The sequence below is a fragment of the Serinicoccus kebangsaanensis genome (genome assembly GCF_008919445.1).
In the GTDB taxonomy this organism is placed as follows: domain Bacteria; phylum Actinomycetota; class Actinomycetes; order Actinomycetales; family Dermatophilaceae; genus Ornithinicoccus; species Ornithinicoccus kebangsaanensis.
Map to the genome: position 1 here is coordinate 17,304 of NZ_VSLG01000017.1, position 15,003 is coordinate 32,306.

Annotated in this window: 15 protein-coding genes; 4 read left to right on the forward strand and 11 right to left on the reverse strand. The window is 73.1% G+C overall.

Annotation, left to right across the window (positions count from 1 at the left end):
* Positions 1-114: 114 nt before the first annotated feature.
* The 4 genes from FXF60_RS14735 to pdhA all read right to left on the reverse strand — a co-directional run bounded on the left by FXF60_RS14735 (position 115) and on the right by pdhA (position 4,712).
* Positions 115-1,047, reverse strand: a complete 933-nt coding sequence (locus tag FXF60_RS14735; protein ID WP_192796764.1) for an aminoglycoside phosphotransferase family protein — start codon at positions 1,045-1,047, stop codon at positions 115-117.
* Between the two features lie 127 nt (positions 1,048-1,174).
* Positions 1,175-2,551 (reverse strand): dihydrolipoamide acetyltransferase family protein, encoded by a 1,377-nt coding sequence (locus FXF60_RS14740; RefSeq protein WP_151526736.1) that lies wholly within the window; start codon positions 2,549-2,551, stop codon positions 1,175-1,177.
* Positions 2,548-3,573 (reverse strand): alpha-ketoacid dehydrogenase subunit beta, encoded by a 1,026-nt coding sequence (locus FXF60_RS14745; RefSeq protein WP_151526737.1) that lies wholly within the window; start codon positions 3,571-3,573, stop codon positions 2,548-2,550. Before FXF60_RS14745 ends, FXF60_RS14740 begins: the two co-directional genes overlap by 4 nt.
* Positions 3,573-4,712 carry a pyruvate dehydrogenase (acetyl-transferring) E1 component subunit alpha gene (gene pdhA, locus FXF60_RS14750; RefSeq protein WP_151526738.1) on the reverse strand — a complete coding sequence of 380 codons (1,140 nt, stop codon included), beginning with the start codon at positions 4,710-4,712 and terminating at the stop codon, positions 3,573-3,575. The genes FXF60_RS14745 and pdhA overlap by 1 nt, the downstream gene beginning before the upstream one ends.
* A 110-nt stretch (positions 4,713-4,822) precedes the next feature.
* Between pdhA and FXF60_RS14755 the strand changes: the two genes are divergently transcribed.
* Entirely contained in the window at positions 4,823-5,317 is a 495-nt protein-coding gene (locus tag FXF60_RS14755) for an Lrp/AsnC family transcriptional regulator (protein ID WP_238335877.1), read from the forward strand.
* 155 nt (positions 5,318-5,472) lie between these two features.
* On the opposite strand, the gene leuE is transcribed toward FXF60_RS14755, so the two are convergent.
* Positions 5,473-6,123, reverse strand: coding sequence for a leucine efflux protein LeuE (gene leuE / locus FXF60_RS14760; RefSeq protein WP_202879654.1), 651 nt, complete (start codon positions 6,121-6,123; stop codon positions 5,473-5,475).
* A 77-nt stretch (positions 6,124-6,200) separates the two neighbouring features.
* Here leuE and FXF60_RS14765 point away from each other — a divergent pair, with 77 nt between their 5' ends.
* Complete coding sequence (locus FXF60_RS14765) at positions 6,201-6,776, forward strand: GNAT family N-acetyltransferase (protein WP_151526740.1); 576 nt, start codon at positions 6,201-6,203, stop codon at positions 6,774-6,776.
* A 13-nt stretch (positions 6,777-6,789) separates the two neighbouring features.
* Here FXF60_RS14765 and FXF60_RS14770 read toward each other — a convergent pair whose 3' ends face one another.
* On the reverse strand, positions 6,790-7,332 hold the full coding sequence (locus FXF60_RS14770; protein ID WP_151526741.1) for a CGNR zinc finger domain-containing protein: 543 nt from the start codon (positions 7,330-7,332) through the stop codon (positions 6,790-6,792).
* A 72-nt stretch (positions 7,333-7,404) separates the two neighbouring features.
* Here FXF60_RS14770 and FXF60_RS14775 point away from each other — a divergent pair, with 72 nt between their 5' ends.
* Both FXF60_RS14775 and FXF60_RS14780 read left to right on the forward strand, forming a co-directional pair.
* The gene (locus FXF60_RS14775) at positions 7,405-8,670 is read left to right on the forward strand and encodes an MFS transporter (protein ID WP_151526742.1); all 1,266 of its coding nucleotides are present in this window, start codon (positions 7,405-7,407) and stop codon (positions 8,668-8,670) included.
* 65 nt (positions 8,671-8,735) lie between these two features.
* A complete protein-coding gene (locus tag FXF60_RS14780) occupies positions 8,736-9,659 on the forward strand; it encodes an NADP-dependent oxidoreductase (protein ID WP_151526743.1) in 924 nt (307 codons plus the stop codon).
* Positions 9,660-9,695: 36 nt separating this feature from the next.
* On the opposite strand, the gene FXF60_RS14785 is transcribed toward FXF60_RS14780, so the two are convergent.
* From FXF60_RS14785 to FXF60_RS14805, 5 genes are read right to left on the reverse strand one after another with little or no spacing between them, the layout of a single operon-like run.
* Entirely contained in the window at positions 9,696-10,892 is a 1,197-nt protein-coding gene (locus FXF60_RS14785; RefSeq protein ID WP_151526744.1) for a type III PLP-dependent enzyme domain-containing protein, read from the reverse strand.
* Entirely contained in the window at positions 10,889-12,115 is a 1,227-nt protein-coding gene (locus tag FXF60_RS14790; RefSeq protein ID WP_151526745.1) for a pyridoxal phosphate-dependent aminotransferase, read from the reverse strand. Before FXF60_RS14790 ends, FXF60_RS14785 begins: the two co-directional genes overlap by 4 nt.
* Positions 12,112-12,915: a 2,3,4,5-tetrahydropyridine-2,6-dicarboxylate N-succinyltransferase gene (locus FXF60_RS14795; RefSeq protein ID WP_151526746.1), complete on the reverse strand. Its 804-nt coding sequence runs from the start codon at positions 12,913-12,915 to the stop codon at positions 12,112-12,114. Before FXF60_RS14795 ends, FXF60_RS14790 begins: the two co-directional genes overlap by 4 nt.
* Positions 12,912-13,940 carry a 4-hydroxy-tetrahydrodipicolinate synthase gene (gene dapA, locus FXF60_RS14800; RefSeq protein ID WP_151526747.1) on the reverse strand — a complete coding sequence of 343 codons (1,029 nt, stop codon included), beginning with the start codon at positions 13,938-13,940 and terminating at the stop codon, positions 12,912-12,914. Before dapA ends, FXF60_RS14795 begins: the two co-directional genes overlap by 4 nt.
* On the reverse strand, positions 13,937-14,638 hold the full coding sequence (locus FXF60_RS14805) for a 4-hydroxy-tetrahydrodipicolinate reductase (protein ID WP_151526748.1): 702 nt from the start codon (positions 14,636-14,638) through the stop codon (positions 13,937-13,939). The genes dapA and FXF60_RS14805 overlap by 4 nt, the downstream gene beginning before the upstream one ends.
* Positions 14,639-15,003 lie beyond the last annotated feature (365 nt).

Below are 15,003 nucleotides of genomic sequence, written 5' to 3' on the forward strand. Positions count from 1 at the left end.
GACCTCTCGAATGTTCGCCATGGCAGAAGAACCAGAGGTCGAATTCGGGCGTGCTCCTTTTCGACCTTCCGAATCGTCGCCATGGCAGACGAAGCAGAGGTCGAATTCGGGCAGTCAGGGGGTCAGCAGGTCGGCGGAGCGCAGCCAGCGCTCGGCCTCGTCGAGGAAGCCCAGCCGGTGCAGCCAGACGCCGGTGCTGACGCGCTCGACGAAGGCCCAGGCGCTCACCCGGTCCGCCTCCAGCTCCAGCCGCGCGCTGACCCGGTCGACCTGGGAGCGGTGCCAGTCGCGGACGGTTGCCGGGCTCTCGGTGCGGGCGAGCGACTCCAGCTCGGCCATCAGGTCGCGCAGCGCGACGCCGGCGTCGTACTCCCGCTCGCACAGGAAGCCGTCCGGGTCGATGAAGGCGTGACCGACCCCGGGCCGCTCGAGCACGTTGAGGCTGTGCGCGTCGCCGTGCACGACGACCCGGTCGGTCAGGGGCTGCTCCACCAGGGCGCGGGCGAGGGTCGCCGCGTGGGTGAAGGCAGGGGTATGCCCGTTCACCCACCCGCCGTCGGCGACCTCGGTCTCGACGATCGCGAGCAGCTGGCTGGCCTTCTCCCCGAGCTGCTCGTCGTCGGCGACCGACAGCGGCAGCTCCCAGGCCTGCTCCAGGAGGTCGACCAGCACCTCGACCTGGGCCACCCCGTCCGGGGTCGTCCGCGCGAGGGAGGGTCCGAGCCGCTCTAGCAGGGCCGACCCGATGTGCTCGGCGTGGTCGAGGAGGCGGCAGTAGCCGCGTCCCTCGGCCGCCCTCATCACCCGCACCTGCTGGGTGAGGTCGGTGCCGGCGTCGTCGAACTTCACCGCCGCGGGGTGCTCGCCGCGGCGCACCTCGAGCACCGGCAGGCCCACCCCGTCGAGGTGGGCACGCTCGATGACCAGGCCCCAGTGGTCGACGGTGCGCGCCAGCACGTCGGGGAAGGAGTCGAGGAGAGGGGCGGCCCAGTCCTGGTCGGCCCACGGGCGGGCGCGCGCGAGGGCGACGACCTCCGACTGCTCCACAGGGGTGATCGTGCCAGACGCGCCGGACGAGCACGGAAGCCCTCCCTGACGCAGGGGATGTCGCTGCATTGGGGAGGGCTTCCGCGGCCGTGCCCGGGGGCATGCCGAGCACCCCGGGCGGTGTGCCTCAGAGGTCGGCGAGCAGTGTGGTGGGGTGCTCGACGCCGTCGGCGACGAACCGCAGGAAGCCGCCGGCCGTGCCTCCGTCGCAGACGCGGTGGTCGAAGGTGAAGGACAGCTGGGTCACCTTGCGGACCCGCACCTTGCCCCGGTGCGCCCACGGCTTGTCGACGATCCGTCCCACGCCGAGCATGGCCGCCTCCGGGTGGTTGATGATCGGCGTCGACCCGTCCACCCCGAAGACGCCGTAGTTGTTGAGCGTGAACGTCCCGCCGGTCAGCTCGGCGGGCGACAGCTTGCCGTCCCGGGCCTTGAGCGTGAGCTCGCGCAGGGCGGCGGCCAGCTCGGTCGTGGTCATCGCCTGCGCGCCGTGCACCACGGGCACCACCAGGCCGCGGGGGCTCTGCGCGGCGAAGCCCAGGTTGACCGCGCCGTGGTGGACGATCTCGCCCGCCGCCGTGTCCACCGAGGAGTTGAGCGCCGGGTATGCCGCCAGCCCGGCGACGGTGATCCGTGCCAGCAGCGGGAGCACACCGATCCCGGCGTCGGGGCGGGTGGCGCGCAGCGCGTCCTTGGCCTTCATCAGCCGGGTGGCGTCGACGTCGACCCAGGTGGTGGCGTCGGGGATCTCCCGCCGCGACGTGCTGAGCCGCTCCACCATCAGCCGGTGGACGCCCTGGATCGGGATGCGGGTTTCGCCCCGGCCTGCTTCGCCCCTCTCCCGACCGGCCGCACGGTCGTCGATGGAGGCGAGGTATGCCGTGAGGTCGGCCTTGCGGATCACGCCGGTGGGCCCCGGGGTCACCGCGGCCAGGTCGATCGCGTGCTCGCGGGCCAGCTGGCGGACGAGCGGCGAGATCACGCGCACCGCCGAAGCCGCGGCAGCCGAGGGGGCGGCCGAGCGGCGGTTCCGCCGGGAGGCCCGGGCCCGCCGGGCCGGGCCCTGGCCCGCGCCGTAGCCGATGAGCGGCCGCTCCGGCTCCTCCTCTCCGGCGGCAGCCTGCTCGCCCGTGGCCGTGTCAGGCTCACGCAGCCGGGCGCCGGCCCGCTCCTCGGTGCGGTACTGCTCACCGCCGGCGCCCTGCGGTGCCTCGACGGTCCCTTGCGACGCCTCGCCGGCGCCCTTGGCCGGGTCGCCCCCACCGGTGCCCCCGCCGATCGTGATCAACGGCTCGCCGACGGGCAGCACCTGCCCGGCCTCGGCGTGCACCTGCGCGACGGTGCCGGCATACGGGCAGGGCACCGACACCGCGGCCTTGGCCGTCTCGACCGTAACGACCTCCTGGTCCACGGTGACCTCGTCGCCGGCGGCGACGTGCCACTCGACGATCTCGGCCTCGGTCAGTCCTTCGCCGAGGTCGGGCAGCCGGAAGACCTGCGTCATGCCGACACCTCCGCGGGGGTATGCGTGTGGTCCGGCTCGTCGTCCCACTGCAGCCGCGCGATCGTGTCCAGGATCCGGTCGACGCCGGGCAGGTGGGTGTGCTCCAGCTTGGGCGGCGGGTAGGGGATGTCGAGCCCGGAGACGCGCAGCACCGGCGCCGCGAGCGAGTGGAAGCAGCGCTCCTGCACCCGGGCGGCGATCTCGGCGCCCATCCCGGCGAAGCTCTGCGCCTCGGCCAGCACGACGGCGCGGCCGGTCTTGCGCACCGACGCCTCGACCCCGGCGTCGTCGAAGGGCACGAGCGTGCGCAGGTCGACGACCTCGACGTCCCAGTCCTCCTCGGCGGCGGCGACCTCGGCCACCTTGAGTGCCGTGGCCAGCTGCGGGCCGTAGGTCACGAGGGTCACGTCGCTGCCCTCGCGGCGCACCGCCGACCGGCCGATCGGCTCGGTCGTGGTGGGCAGCTCCAGCTCGGCCTTGGAGTAGTACTGCGACTTCGGCTCCATGAAGATCACCGGGTCGTCGGACTCGATCGACTCGCGCAGCAGGGAGTAGGCGTCGGCCGGCGTCGCGGGCGTCACCACGTGCAGGCCGGGGGTGTGGACGTAGTAGCCCTCGGAGGAGTCGCAGTGGTGCTCCACCCCGCCGATGCCCCCGGCATACGGGATCCGGATGACGATCGGCATCGGCAGCGCGCCCCGGGTCCGGTTGCGCATCTTGGCGATGTGCGAGGTGACCTGCTCGAAGGCGGGGTAGCCGAAGGCGTCGAACTGCATCTCGACGACCGGGCGGAAGCCCTGCATCGCCAGCCCGACGGCGAAGCCGGCGATCCCGGCCTCGGCGAGCGGGGTGTCGATGCAGCGGTCCTCGCCGAAGTCGCGGGTCAGCCCGTCGGTGATGCGGAAGACGCCGCCGAGGGCGCCGACGTCCTCGCCCATGATCAGCACGTCGGGGTCCGCGGTGAGGGCGTCGCGCAGCGCGGTGTTGAGCGCCTTGGCGTAGGTGGTCGTGCTCGTCGACATCACTGCGTGTCCTTCGTCTCGGTGCCGCCGTGCGCCGCGGACGCGCTCGCGGCGAGCTCGTGCCGGACCAGCTCACGCTGCTCGGCGAGCTGCGGGGTGGGCTCGGCGTAGACGTGCTCGAAGAGCTCCAGCGGCTCCACGGCTGGCTCGGCGTTCATCCGGGTCCGGAGGTCGGCGGCGAGGTCCTCGGCCTCGGCGCGGACCTGCTCGATCCGGGCGTCGTCGAGGTGCCCCTGACCGACGAGGTATGCCTGGAGCCGGACGATCGGGTCCTGCCCGGTCCACTCGTCGACCTCGTCCTGGGTGCGGTAGCGGGTGGCGTCGTCGGCGTTGGTGTGCGCCTCCATCCGGTAGGTGTGTGCCTCGACCAGCACCGGGCCATGGCCGGCGCGGGTGTGCTCGTAGGCCGCGCGCATGACGGCCAGCACCGCGGCCGGGTCGTTGCCGTCGACCTGCTCGCTGCGCACGCCGTAGCCCACGCCCTTGTAGGCCAGGGCCGGGGCCTTGGTCTGCTTGGCCAGGGGGACGGAGATGGCGTACTTGTTGTTCTGCACGAGGAAGACCGCAGGCGCCTCGAAGACGGCGGCGAAGTTGAGGCCCTCGTGGAAGTCGCCCTCGCTGGTGGCGCCGTCGCCGATGAGGCAGAGCGCGAGGGCGTCGGTCCCGCGCCGGGCCAGACCGTGCGCGGCACCGGCGGCGTGGACGGCCTGGGTGGCCAGCGGCGTGCACTGCGGCGCGGTGCGGCGGGCCTGAGGGTCGTAGCCGCAGTGCCAGTCGCCGCGCAGCAGCGTCAGCACCTCCACCGGGTCGATGCCGTGGGTGACCAGGGCCATCGAGTCGCGGTAGGTGGGGAACAGCCAGTCCTGCTCGCCGAGCGCCAGGATCGGGGCGACCTGGCAGGCGTCCTGGCCTCGGGAGCTGGGGTAGACCGCGAGCCGGCCCTGCTTGGTGAGGGCGGTGGCCTGGGCGTCGAAGCGGCGGCCGATGACCATCGCGCGCCAGACCGCGAGCAGGTCCTCGGGGGCGGGCATCGCGTAGCCGCGCTCGCGGGCCTGCTCAGTCGGCGGGACGGCGGTGCCGTCAGCGGCGAGCAGCTGCACCGGCTCGGGGCAGGGCAGCAGGTCGGTGATCTCACTCATCGTCGAGTCCTCGAGTCCTCACGGTTAGACGTCTGACCCCTATCGTCCCGCGTCGGCCTACATCCGGACTACTTCTCTCGATGACTCTGGAGGTCTGGCATGATCAATGCATGTCTGAGGGCGATATGTCCGAGTCCGGAGTGGCCAGTGCGTCGCGTGCCGGACAGGTGGCACCCGAGCTGGACGACACCGACCGCGCCATCGTCTCCGAGCTGCGTCGCGACGGGCGACTCTCGGTGCGCGCGCTCGCCGAGCGGGTCCACATCAGCCGGGCGACGGCATACTCACGACTCCAGCGGTTGCACCGGGAGAAGGTGATCACGGGGTATGCCGCCCAGGTCGACCCCGACAAGCTCGGGCTGGCGACGGCGGCCTACGTGTCGGTCTCGATCGAGCAGGGCTCGTGGCGGGAGGTGCTGGACGCGCTCGAGGTGCTGCCGGGGGTGGAGCGGGTGGCCCTGGTGGGCGCCGAGTTCGACATGCTGGTGGAGGTGCGGGCGCGCGACAACCACGAGCTGCGGGACGTCGTGCTCGGGCGGATCCAGGGGGTCCCCGGCGTCCGGGCGACCCGCACCTGGCTGATCTTCGACGAGTGGGAGCGCTGAGCGGCCGCCCGGCCGACCCGTCGCTCTGCCCACCCCCTCCCGCTCGCCGTCCCGCCCGTCCCTTCCCGGAGTGTGGTCGGCCTAGCAGAACCTTCATCGGCAAACTTCCCGATGAGGGTTGTGCTATCCCGACCACACTCCTCGGGGGGAGGGCCTCAGAGCGAGGCGGCGGCGAGCTTGGCGCCGAAGCCGACGAAGACCGCGCCCACGAGACCGGTGAGGCCGCCCGAGGTGCGTCGGTGCCGCCGGAAGCCGCGGGCCAGGGCGGTGCCGCTGACGATGAGCAGGCCGAGGTAGATCATGCTCAGCACCTGCATGGTCGTCGCGAGCACGACGAAGTCGAGCAGCGGCCGGGTCGAGTCCGGGCGGAGGAACTGCACGAAGAAGGCGACGAAGAAGAGGATCGCCTTGGGGTTCAGCAGGCTCAGCACCAGCGCGGTGAGGAAGGAGCCGCCGCGGCGTGGCGGGGCGACCGGCTCCTCCGCCGGCTCGGGCCCGGCGTGCCGCACCGCGCCGATCCCCGCACGGACGAGGCGGAGCCCGATCCAGGCGAGATAGGCGGCGCCGAGATACTTCACCACGCTGAAGACGATTGGGTTGCCCTGCAGCAGCGAGGCGGCGCCGAGGAAGGTGAGTCCCATGAGCACCGAGTCGCCGACGAAGACCCCGACCGCGGCCGACCAGCCGCGACCGATGCCGCGCCGGGCCGCCTCGGACAGCACGAACATCGAGTTCGGTCCGGGCAGCAGCACGATGAGCAGCGCGGCAACGAAGAACGTCCCGTAGTCAGGGATCCCCAGGAACACCAGAGAAGCGTAGGGCCTGGATGCCACCCGTGAAAAGTCCTGTGCGCCGCGACACCGGACCCGCCTACGGTGGCGAGATGACCCCCGAGCCTGCGCCGACGGCATACCGGCTGCGGCCCGTGCTGGAGGACGATGCCGCGGCCGTGCTCGCGGCCTTCCGGAGCGCACCCGACATGGCGCGCCAGGGGGAGGTCGCGGACCTCGGCTCGGCGCGCCGCTACGTCGCCTGGCTGCGTGCGGACCGACGCCTGGCGTATGCCGTGACCTGCGACGACGCGATGGTCGGGCTGGTCGGTGTCACGGTCGACGTGGCGAACCGGAGCGGCTGGGTCTTCTACTGGATGCACGCCGACCACCGTGGTCGTGGGCTGACGACGCGGGCCGTGGCGACGGTGTGCGACCGACTGCTGGCCGGAGCGCTCGACCGGCTCGAGCTCGGCCACCGGGTGGACAACCCGGCGTCCGGCGGGGTGGCGGTGGCTGCCGGGTTCGTCGTCGAAGGTCGGGAGCGGGGCAAGTTCCTCGTCGACGGCGAGCGGGTGGACGTGCTGACCTACGGGCGGCTGGTGGGTGACCCGGCATCCGGGCTCCCACCCCTCGAGGTCGACGCCGCTCTGGACCGGGCCCCGGCCTCCGATACGCGCCGCCCGTGACGAGCGAGGAGGCTCAGGCCTGCCGTTCCCGCCAGCGTGCCTGCTTGTTGCGGTTGCCGCAGACCTCCATCGAGCACCACTGGCCGGTGCGGGAGCGGGACCGGTCGTAGAACGCCCATCGACAGGTGTCGTCCCGGCAGGCCTTGAGGCGGGACCATGTGCCGTCGGCGAGGGCGTGGCCGACGATCGCCACCACCTTCCCCGCGAGTGCGCGCGCTCCGGCGCCACCGACCTCGAGGGCGATGCCCGCGTCGGTCAGCACCGGCCGGGCACGCGACCACAGGAGGACCTCGTCGAGGCTCTGCCGGGCGTGGGCGGGCAGTGGTGCGCGGTCGTGGTTGGCCAGCAGTCCGGCTCGCAACGCCTCGCGCAGCTCACGAAGCCGCGCCAGCTCGGCCTTCGACGCCGGCTCCGGTATGCCGAGACCGTCCGCCCACGCGGACCATGAGGCGGGGTCGGCCAGCTGGTCGACACCGTCCTCCAGGTCCAGGGTGTTGACGAAGGCGCGCACGAGCTCCAGCTCTCCGGGGGCGGTGGGGGCGTCGGTGGCGGGCATACCCTCATCCTAACCGGCGAAACGCTGACGCCGGTTGCAGGCCCGGTGAGAGCAAGGATAACCTTCGTCATCATGACAAAGGTTATGAGCGCCTGGAGCAGCCGTGACTACCGCCGGGTGTGGGGTGCGAGCACCGCCGGCGCGGTGGGAGGCGAGATCGGTGAGCTGGCGCTTCCGGTGCTGGCCCTGGTGACCCTCGGGGCGAGCGCGCAGGAGCTGTCCTGGATGCGCACAGCGACCTTCCTCCCCTACCTGCTGCTCACGCTGTGGCTGGGGGTGGTCGTGGACAACCGGCGGCGTCGCCCGCTCATGATCGGCGCCGAGGTCGGACGCGCGGCCCTCCTGGTGGCGGTGGGCGCCCTGGCACTCACCGGCCAGCTGAGCGTGCCCATCCTCGTGGCGGCGACCTTCGGGGTGGGCGCGCTGGCGGTGCTGCACATGCTGGCCGACTTCTCCTTCCTCCCCTACGTCGTCAGCCCCGGGCAGCTGCCCGACGCCAACGCCCGGATCACGGCGACCCAGTCGGCCGTCGGCATCGGCGGGTCCGGGCTGGGCGGTGCTCTCGTCCAGGCGGTGACGGCACCGGTCGCCGTGCTGGTCAACGCCTTCACCCACCTCGTCTCGGCGCTGCTGCTGCGCCGCGTGCGGGTCGAGGAGGCGGCGGTGGAACCAGCCGAAGCAGGCACGCTGGCGCAGGCGAAGGAGGGGCTCGTCACGATGCTCAGGCACAGGGTCGTGCGGGCGCTGGCCGCGGAGGCGACGGTGTGGAACCTCGGCAACGAGGTGTTCATGCTGGCCCTCACCGTCGCGGTCGTGGGCGGGCGCAGCGACGGTCCGCTGGTCCTCGGGCTGGTGCTGATGGCAGGAGGTGTCGGCGCCTTCGTCGGCGCCAGTCTGAGCGCGCGACTCACGGCCAGGGTTGGCTACGGCCGGTCCCTCGTCGGGGCGATGCTCCTCGGCAACACTGCACCCCTGCTCGGGGTGGTGCTCAGCGGAAGCACGAGCCTGCGTTCGCTCATCGTGCTCGGGGTGGCCTTCCTGGCATCCGGTGTCGGCATCGGGGTGGCGAACTCGCAGGCCGTGACCGTGCGCCAGCTCGCGGTGCCGGAGCGCCTGCGTGGACGGGTGAACTCGGCCTACCGGCTGCTGTCGTGGGGTGCGCTGTCCGTGGGGGCGATGCTGGCCGGGGTGCTGGTCACGCTCTGGGGCCCGTGGGCGACGGCGGTGGTCGGGACCGCCCTCATGACGCTGGCGACGCTCCCCGTGGCGCTGTCCCCCGTGCGGCACATGCGGGATCTCGACGACGACCCGGAGCCGGCCGCCGCGCCCGCGGAATAGTCACCTGCTGCCGGCGTTGTCCCTGCCGTGCGGCACCCTGCACGTCCCGACCCGAGGAGGAGACCATGCGCGCAGCGAGCTACGACACCTTCGGGGGAGCCGACGTCCTGACCGTCGGCGAGCGGCCCGACCCGCCGGTCGGCCCGGACACCGTCCTGATCCGCGCCCGCGCGACCAGCGTCAACCCGGTCGACTGGAAGATCCGCGAGGGCTACCTGCAGGGCGCCTACCCGCACCATCTGCCGATCATCCCCGGCTGGGACGTCGCGGGCGTGGTCGAGGCGGTCGGCCCGTCCGTGCGCACGGGACTGCAGGTCGGTGACGAGGTGTGGGGGTATGTCCGGCGCGACGACGTCTCGCACGGCACCGCCGCGGAGCTCGTCCCGGCGCCGGAGCGCACCGTCGCGCGCAAGCCGGCCGGGCTGTCCTTCGAGGAGGCGGCCGCCATCCCGCTCGCCGGGCTCACGGCATACCAGGCGCTGACCGAGGCGCTCCAGGTGCGTGAGGGGGAGCGGGTGCTCGTCCACGCGGCGTCCGGGGGCGTCGGCCACCTCGCCGTGCAGATCGCGGCTGCGCTGGGTGCCGAGGTCATCGGCACCGCCTCGCCCACGCACCACGAGCTGGTCCGCAGCCTGGGCGCCACGCAGGTGATCGACCACCACGCCGGGCCGGTGAGCGAGCAGCTCGACGGCCGGGTCGACGCCGTGCTCGACCTGGTCGGGGGCGACGCGCTCGCGGACGCGGCGGCGCAGGTCCAGGACCCGGCTCGCGTCGCCTCGGTGATCGACGCGGCGGCGGTGGCCGAGCTCGGCGGCAGGTATGTCTTCGTGCGGCCCGACCGCGAGCACCTCGACGCGCTCGCCGCCCTGGTGGGCCAGGGGTCTCTGCGGGTGAACCTCGCGTGCACCTTCGACCTGGCGGACATCGCCGAGGCGCACCGGCTCTCCGAGCAGGGCAGCCCCGGAGGCAAGATCGCCGTCACCATCTGAGGCGGACGGGAGCGACGGCCGGCGGCGGCGGTCGGCTCAGCCGATCCAGTGCTGCTCCGGCAGCGCGTGCGACAGGAAGTGGCTCATCGCCTGGGTGTAGGCATAGGCACCGGCCTGCCCGAACACCACGACGTCACCCGGTCGCAGGTCGGTCGGCAGGTCCCCGCTCCCGACGCGGTCCAGCGAGGTGCAGAGCGGCCCGGCCAGGGTGGCCGCTGACGTCTCACCGCCCAGCACGCCCTCGCCCGGCCGCACGGCGAGCGTCGGGAAGGACTGCCCCGTGAGCAGCGGCCTGAGCAGGTGGTTGATCCCGCCCTCCAGCATGACGAAGCGCTCGCCCCGGGAGGTCTTCGTGCGCACCACCCGCGCGGCATACACCCCGGTGGGGCCGGAGAGCCACCGTCCGGGCTCGAGGATCAGCTCCCCGGTAAACCAGTCGTGCTCGGTCAGGATCCGACCCAGACCGGCACTCACGGCACGGATGTCGAGCGTGGCCTCGCTCAGGGCATACCGGATGCCGAGGCCGCCGCCGAGGTCGATGAGGTCCAGCTCGCGCCCCACGAGCTCCTGCAAGCGCCGCCCGATCCGCAGCGCGGTCCGGTGGTTGCCGAGCAGCCGGCCGGCGTCCAGCTCGTTGCTGGCGGAGAAGACCTGCAGGCCCCGGATCTCGACCCGGTCGTAGTGCGCCGCCTCGGCCACGAAGTCCTCCATCACCTCCTCGTCGACACCGAAGGCGCTCGGGCCAGCACCACCGATGATGGTCGCCACTTCCGACACACCCCCGGCGGGATTGATCCTCACGTTGACCGGTAGCGGGCGGTCGCCGGTGTGCAGCCGGTGCAGCCGCGCCACGTCCTCGATCCCGTCCACCTGCACCCGTGCCCCGGCGAAGAGCGCCGCCTGGAGGTCGCGCTCGGTCTTGGCAGGTCCGGCGAAGACCATGCCGGGCCCGGTCGCCCCGGCCGCGAGCGCCGTCGAGACCTCGCCCGCACTGGCGCAGTCGAACCACGCGCCCTGCGCCGCGAAGGCCTCCAGCAGCGGGAGGCCGGGGTTGGACTTCACGGCATAGGCCAGACGCACCCGGGGCGGCAGGACCGCGCGCAGCCGGGTGAAGCGCTCGCGCGCGGTGGCCAGGTCGTAGGCGAAGAAGGGCGAGGTGTGCGTGCTCGCGAGATGGTCGAGCCCGGCCTCGTCGAAGGCAAACAGGTCGGTCGTGGCAGCGGTCAAGATCATCCCTTCCACCAGGGCGCGAGGCGCCGCAGTCCTTCCTCCAGATCATCCACCGGTCCACCGAGGCTGACGCGGAGGAAGCCGGCGCCGCGCGCTCCGAAGGCCGTGCCGGGGATGGTGGTCACCCCGCCCTCGTCCCGCAGCCGGAGCGCGAAGGCCTCGGTGTCGGCCGGGTCCACGTCGTCCGTGAGCGGCAGCCACAGGTAGAAGCCCGCCCGCTGCCCCGAATTCAACGGTGGTTCTATCTGCCATGGCGACGTTTCCGATGGTCGAATTCCGGGTGAGCGCAGGTGGGGCCCCACGAGATGCGGCGCGACGAGATCGACGCACTCCCAGCGCGCGCGGACCTCCTCCCGCGCCGCCGGCAGCACCTCGTCCGCCCGCTCGAGCAGGGCGAGCGCCGCCCGCTGCGAGAGCCGGGAGGGGGCGGTCGTCATGGCGTTGTGCACCAACCGGGCCGGCGCCAGCACGTCGGCGTCACCGGAGGCCCAGCCGATCCGCAGGCCGGGCGCGGCGAAGGCCTTGCTCATCGAGCCGAAGACGACCCCCTGCCCGGTCACGTCACGCAGCGACGCGGGGCGCTCGTCGACCCAGAGCTCGGCATACACCTCGTCGCTGACCACCAGGACGTCGCGATCGGCGCACGCCCGGGCGACCCGGTCGAGCGCGGCCTCGGACGCGAGGCCACCGGTCGGGTTCGCGGGGTGGTTGAGCACCACCAGCGAGGTATGCCCGTGCTCGCCGAGCACGTCGGTCAGCGCGTCCGCGTCCAGGTCGCCGCCCGGTCCGAGCGGGTAGCCGACCGGCGTCGCCCCGCAGAGCCGGGCGAGCGTCGCGTAGGCGACGAAGCCCGGATCGGGGACCAGCACCACTGAGCCGACCTCGACGTAGGACTGGAAGAGGGCGAAGAGCGCGGCCTGGCTGCCGGCGGTGACCATGACCTGTGCCAGGTCGTCGGTGCCCGCGAAGGACGCGACGGCTCGCACCAGGGCCGGGTCCGAGGTGTTCGGCCCGTAGGAGAGGTCGTCGACGGCCTGTCCGGTCACGGTGGAGAGGTCGCCGACGGCCTGTCCGGTCGGGGTGGAGGAGTCCCCGAGGGCCTGTCCGGTCGGAAGGGACCAGCCGGGCTCGCCGAGGCCGAGGTTGATCGCGTCAGCCGGGGCGCCGAGCGACATGCGTCGGATGGGTGACAGGCTCTCGCCCGCCACCCGCGCGGCCGGCCTCACCGCAGCGACTCCTCGAGCGCCGTCGCGGCGTCGGTGGAGGCGTCGCGGTACTTGACGATGACGGGGGCGTAGAGCGAGAGCCCCAGCACGTCGGCGTAGTCCCCCCGCGCCGGGCGGGAGCCGGGCACGACGACCGCGTTCTCCGGCACCTCGCCGCGCACCTCCTCCTGCTGGACCAGGTCGTAGATCGTGGTCCCCGAGGTGAGGGTGACCCCGGGGGCGAGCACGGCACCACGCCGCACCACGACACCCTCGTAGAGCCCGCACTGCGCGCCGACGAAGACGTCGTCCTCCACCACGACGGGCCGCGCACCGATCGGCTCGAGCACGCCGCCCAGCTGCACCGCGGTGGACAGGTGGACGCGCTCGCCCACCTGGGCGCAGGACCCGACGAGGACGTGGCTGTCGATCATCGAGCCGGCGCCGACATACCCCCCGATGTTGACGTAGCTCGGCGGCATGACGACCACGCCCGGGGCCAGGTGCGCGCCCCGGCGCACGGAGGTCCCGCCCGGCACGAGGCGTATGCCGTCTCCCGCCCTGATCCGGCGCGCCGGGACGAGCGACTTGTCGACCGCGCCGCCGGGCCAGTCCAGCTCGACGGTCTCGCTCAGCCGGAAGGCCGCGAGGATCCCGCGCTTGACCCACCCGTGCACGGCCCACCGGCCGGCCTCGTCGCGGGTCGCGGCCCGGACGGCGCCGGACTCGAGCGCCTCCAGCAGCTCCGCGACCTGCTCAGGTGTCGGGGTGCTCTCCTCGGCGAAGACCTCCTGCAGACCCACCGTCGCCGCGCTGCTCACGAGGCGAGTGCCGCCGCGTCGTGGGGAACGGTGACCTGCACCGGCAGCAGCCCGGGACGGGCCTCGCCGCCGTCCTGCCGCCGCGCGGCGTGCAGGTCCGCGAGCGCGGTCTGCACCCGCGTCCACGTGTCCGGCTCGGCGGGGGAGAGCGGCAGGCGGACGTTCGCGGTCGCGAGCCCGAGACAGGCGAGCGCCGCCTTGACCGGCACCGGGTTGGTCTCGACGAACATCGCGTCCATCAGCGGCGCCAGCAGCGCGGCAGCGTCCTGGGCCGCGGTGAGGTCGCTGCCCAGGGCGGCGTGCACGAGGCGACGGGTCTCCACCGGGGCGACGTTGGCGCAGACCGACACCAGGCCGTGGGCACCCACCGCGATGCCGGCGAGCGCGAGGTCGTCGTCCCCGGCCAGCACGGCCCGGCCGGCGGGCGCGTCCTGGCACATGCGGCCGACCTGGCGCAGGTCGCCCGAGCTCTCCTTCACCGCGACGACCTGCTCGACCTGCCAGATCTGCCGCATCGCGTCGGGGGTGATGTTGCAGCCGGTGCGTCCGGGCACGTTGTAGGCGATGATCGGGAGCTCGGGGGCGGCCGCGGCGACCGCGCGGTAGTGCGCGACCAGACCGCTGACCTGCGGCTTGTTGTAGAAGGGGGTGACGACGAGCAGGGCGTCAGCACCCGCCGCCGCGGCCTGCGCGGCCAGCTCGCAGGTGCGCTCGGTGTCGTTGTGACCGACGCCCACGACGACCGGGACGGTCCGCTCCTGCCGGCCGGCCAGGTCCACGGCCTGGCGGACCAGGGCGTGCCGCTCGACGTCCGAGACGGTGGCGGCCTCGCCGGTGGAGCCGAGCACGACCAGCCAGTCGACGCCGTGGCCGTCGGCCAGGACGTGCTCGACCAGTCGTCCGAAGGCCGCGTGGTCGACCGCTGGCTTTCGCGCCCCGCCCACGGCGTCGGCCCCGGTGGTGAACGGCGTCGCGAGCGCGACGCCGAGACCGGTGAACGGTGCTGCGGTGAGGCTGGTGCTCATGCTGTCTCCTTCAGGTGGTCCTCGGCGAGGTCGTCGAGGGTGAACAGGCCCGGTGCGGGCCGGGTGGTGAGCCAGGTGGCCGCGGTGAGGGCACCGGCGGCGAAGAGGTCGCGGTCGTGGGCGGTGTGCCGCAGGGTGATCGTCTCGGTGGCCGTGGCGAGGGTGACCTCGTGGTCGCCGACGACCTCCCCGAGACGCAGGCTGGTGGTCTGCACGTCCTCGGTCCCGGTGCCGGCGCCACGCGCCAGCGCCTCGCGCAGCACGACCGCGGTCCCGCTGGGCGCGTCCACCTTGTGCCGGTGGTGGGTCTCGGTGACCGCGAGGTCGACGGGTATGCCCTCCGCGCGGCTTGCGGCGGCATACTCCCCGAGGAGCCTGCTCACCCGGCGCGCGAGGGCGACACCGAGGGAGAAGTTGGGGGCCACGAGCACCCGGATGCCCAGGTCGCGCTCCACCGTCGCGGGGTCCCATCCGGTGGCCCCGATGACGAGGTCGGTGCCCGTCCGGGCGGCCCAGTCGACGTGCTCCGCGACGGCGGACCCGGTGCTCACGTCGAGGGCGACGTCCACCGGGCTCAGGTCGAGGCGGTCCCTGCTGCCGACCGCCCAGCGCACCTCGACGTCCTCGCGGCCGTCGGCGACGCGCCGGATCGCCGACCCGAGGCGTCCGGTCCCGAAGAGTCCGATGGTGAGGGGCACCAGAGGAGTATGTCCAGGCTCCGGGGGCACGTGCAAGGCACGTTTTCGCAGGTCAGGGCGCCTTTCCTGGCAAGTGGGCCATTCGCCGGACGATGTCCTGCATGGCCCCGGCAGGGCTCGCCGTCCTCCCGCCGGACCCGACAAAGTTGGTATGCCACTCGTCCCACCGAGCGTCGCTTGTGGTTGTCCCAGCTGTCACCGGGCGTCGCTTGTGGTTGTTTCTCCTGTCACCGGGCGTCGCTTGTGGTTGTCTCGCGATCGACCTGGGGGCGAGCCGGCGGCGCTGTTGGAGTCTGAGCCAACCACTCGCGACGCTCGGTCGGGCCGAGGGCAACCACAAGCGACGCTCGGTCGGGCCGAGGGCA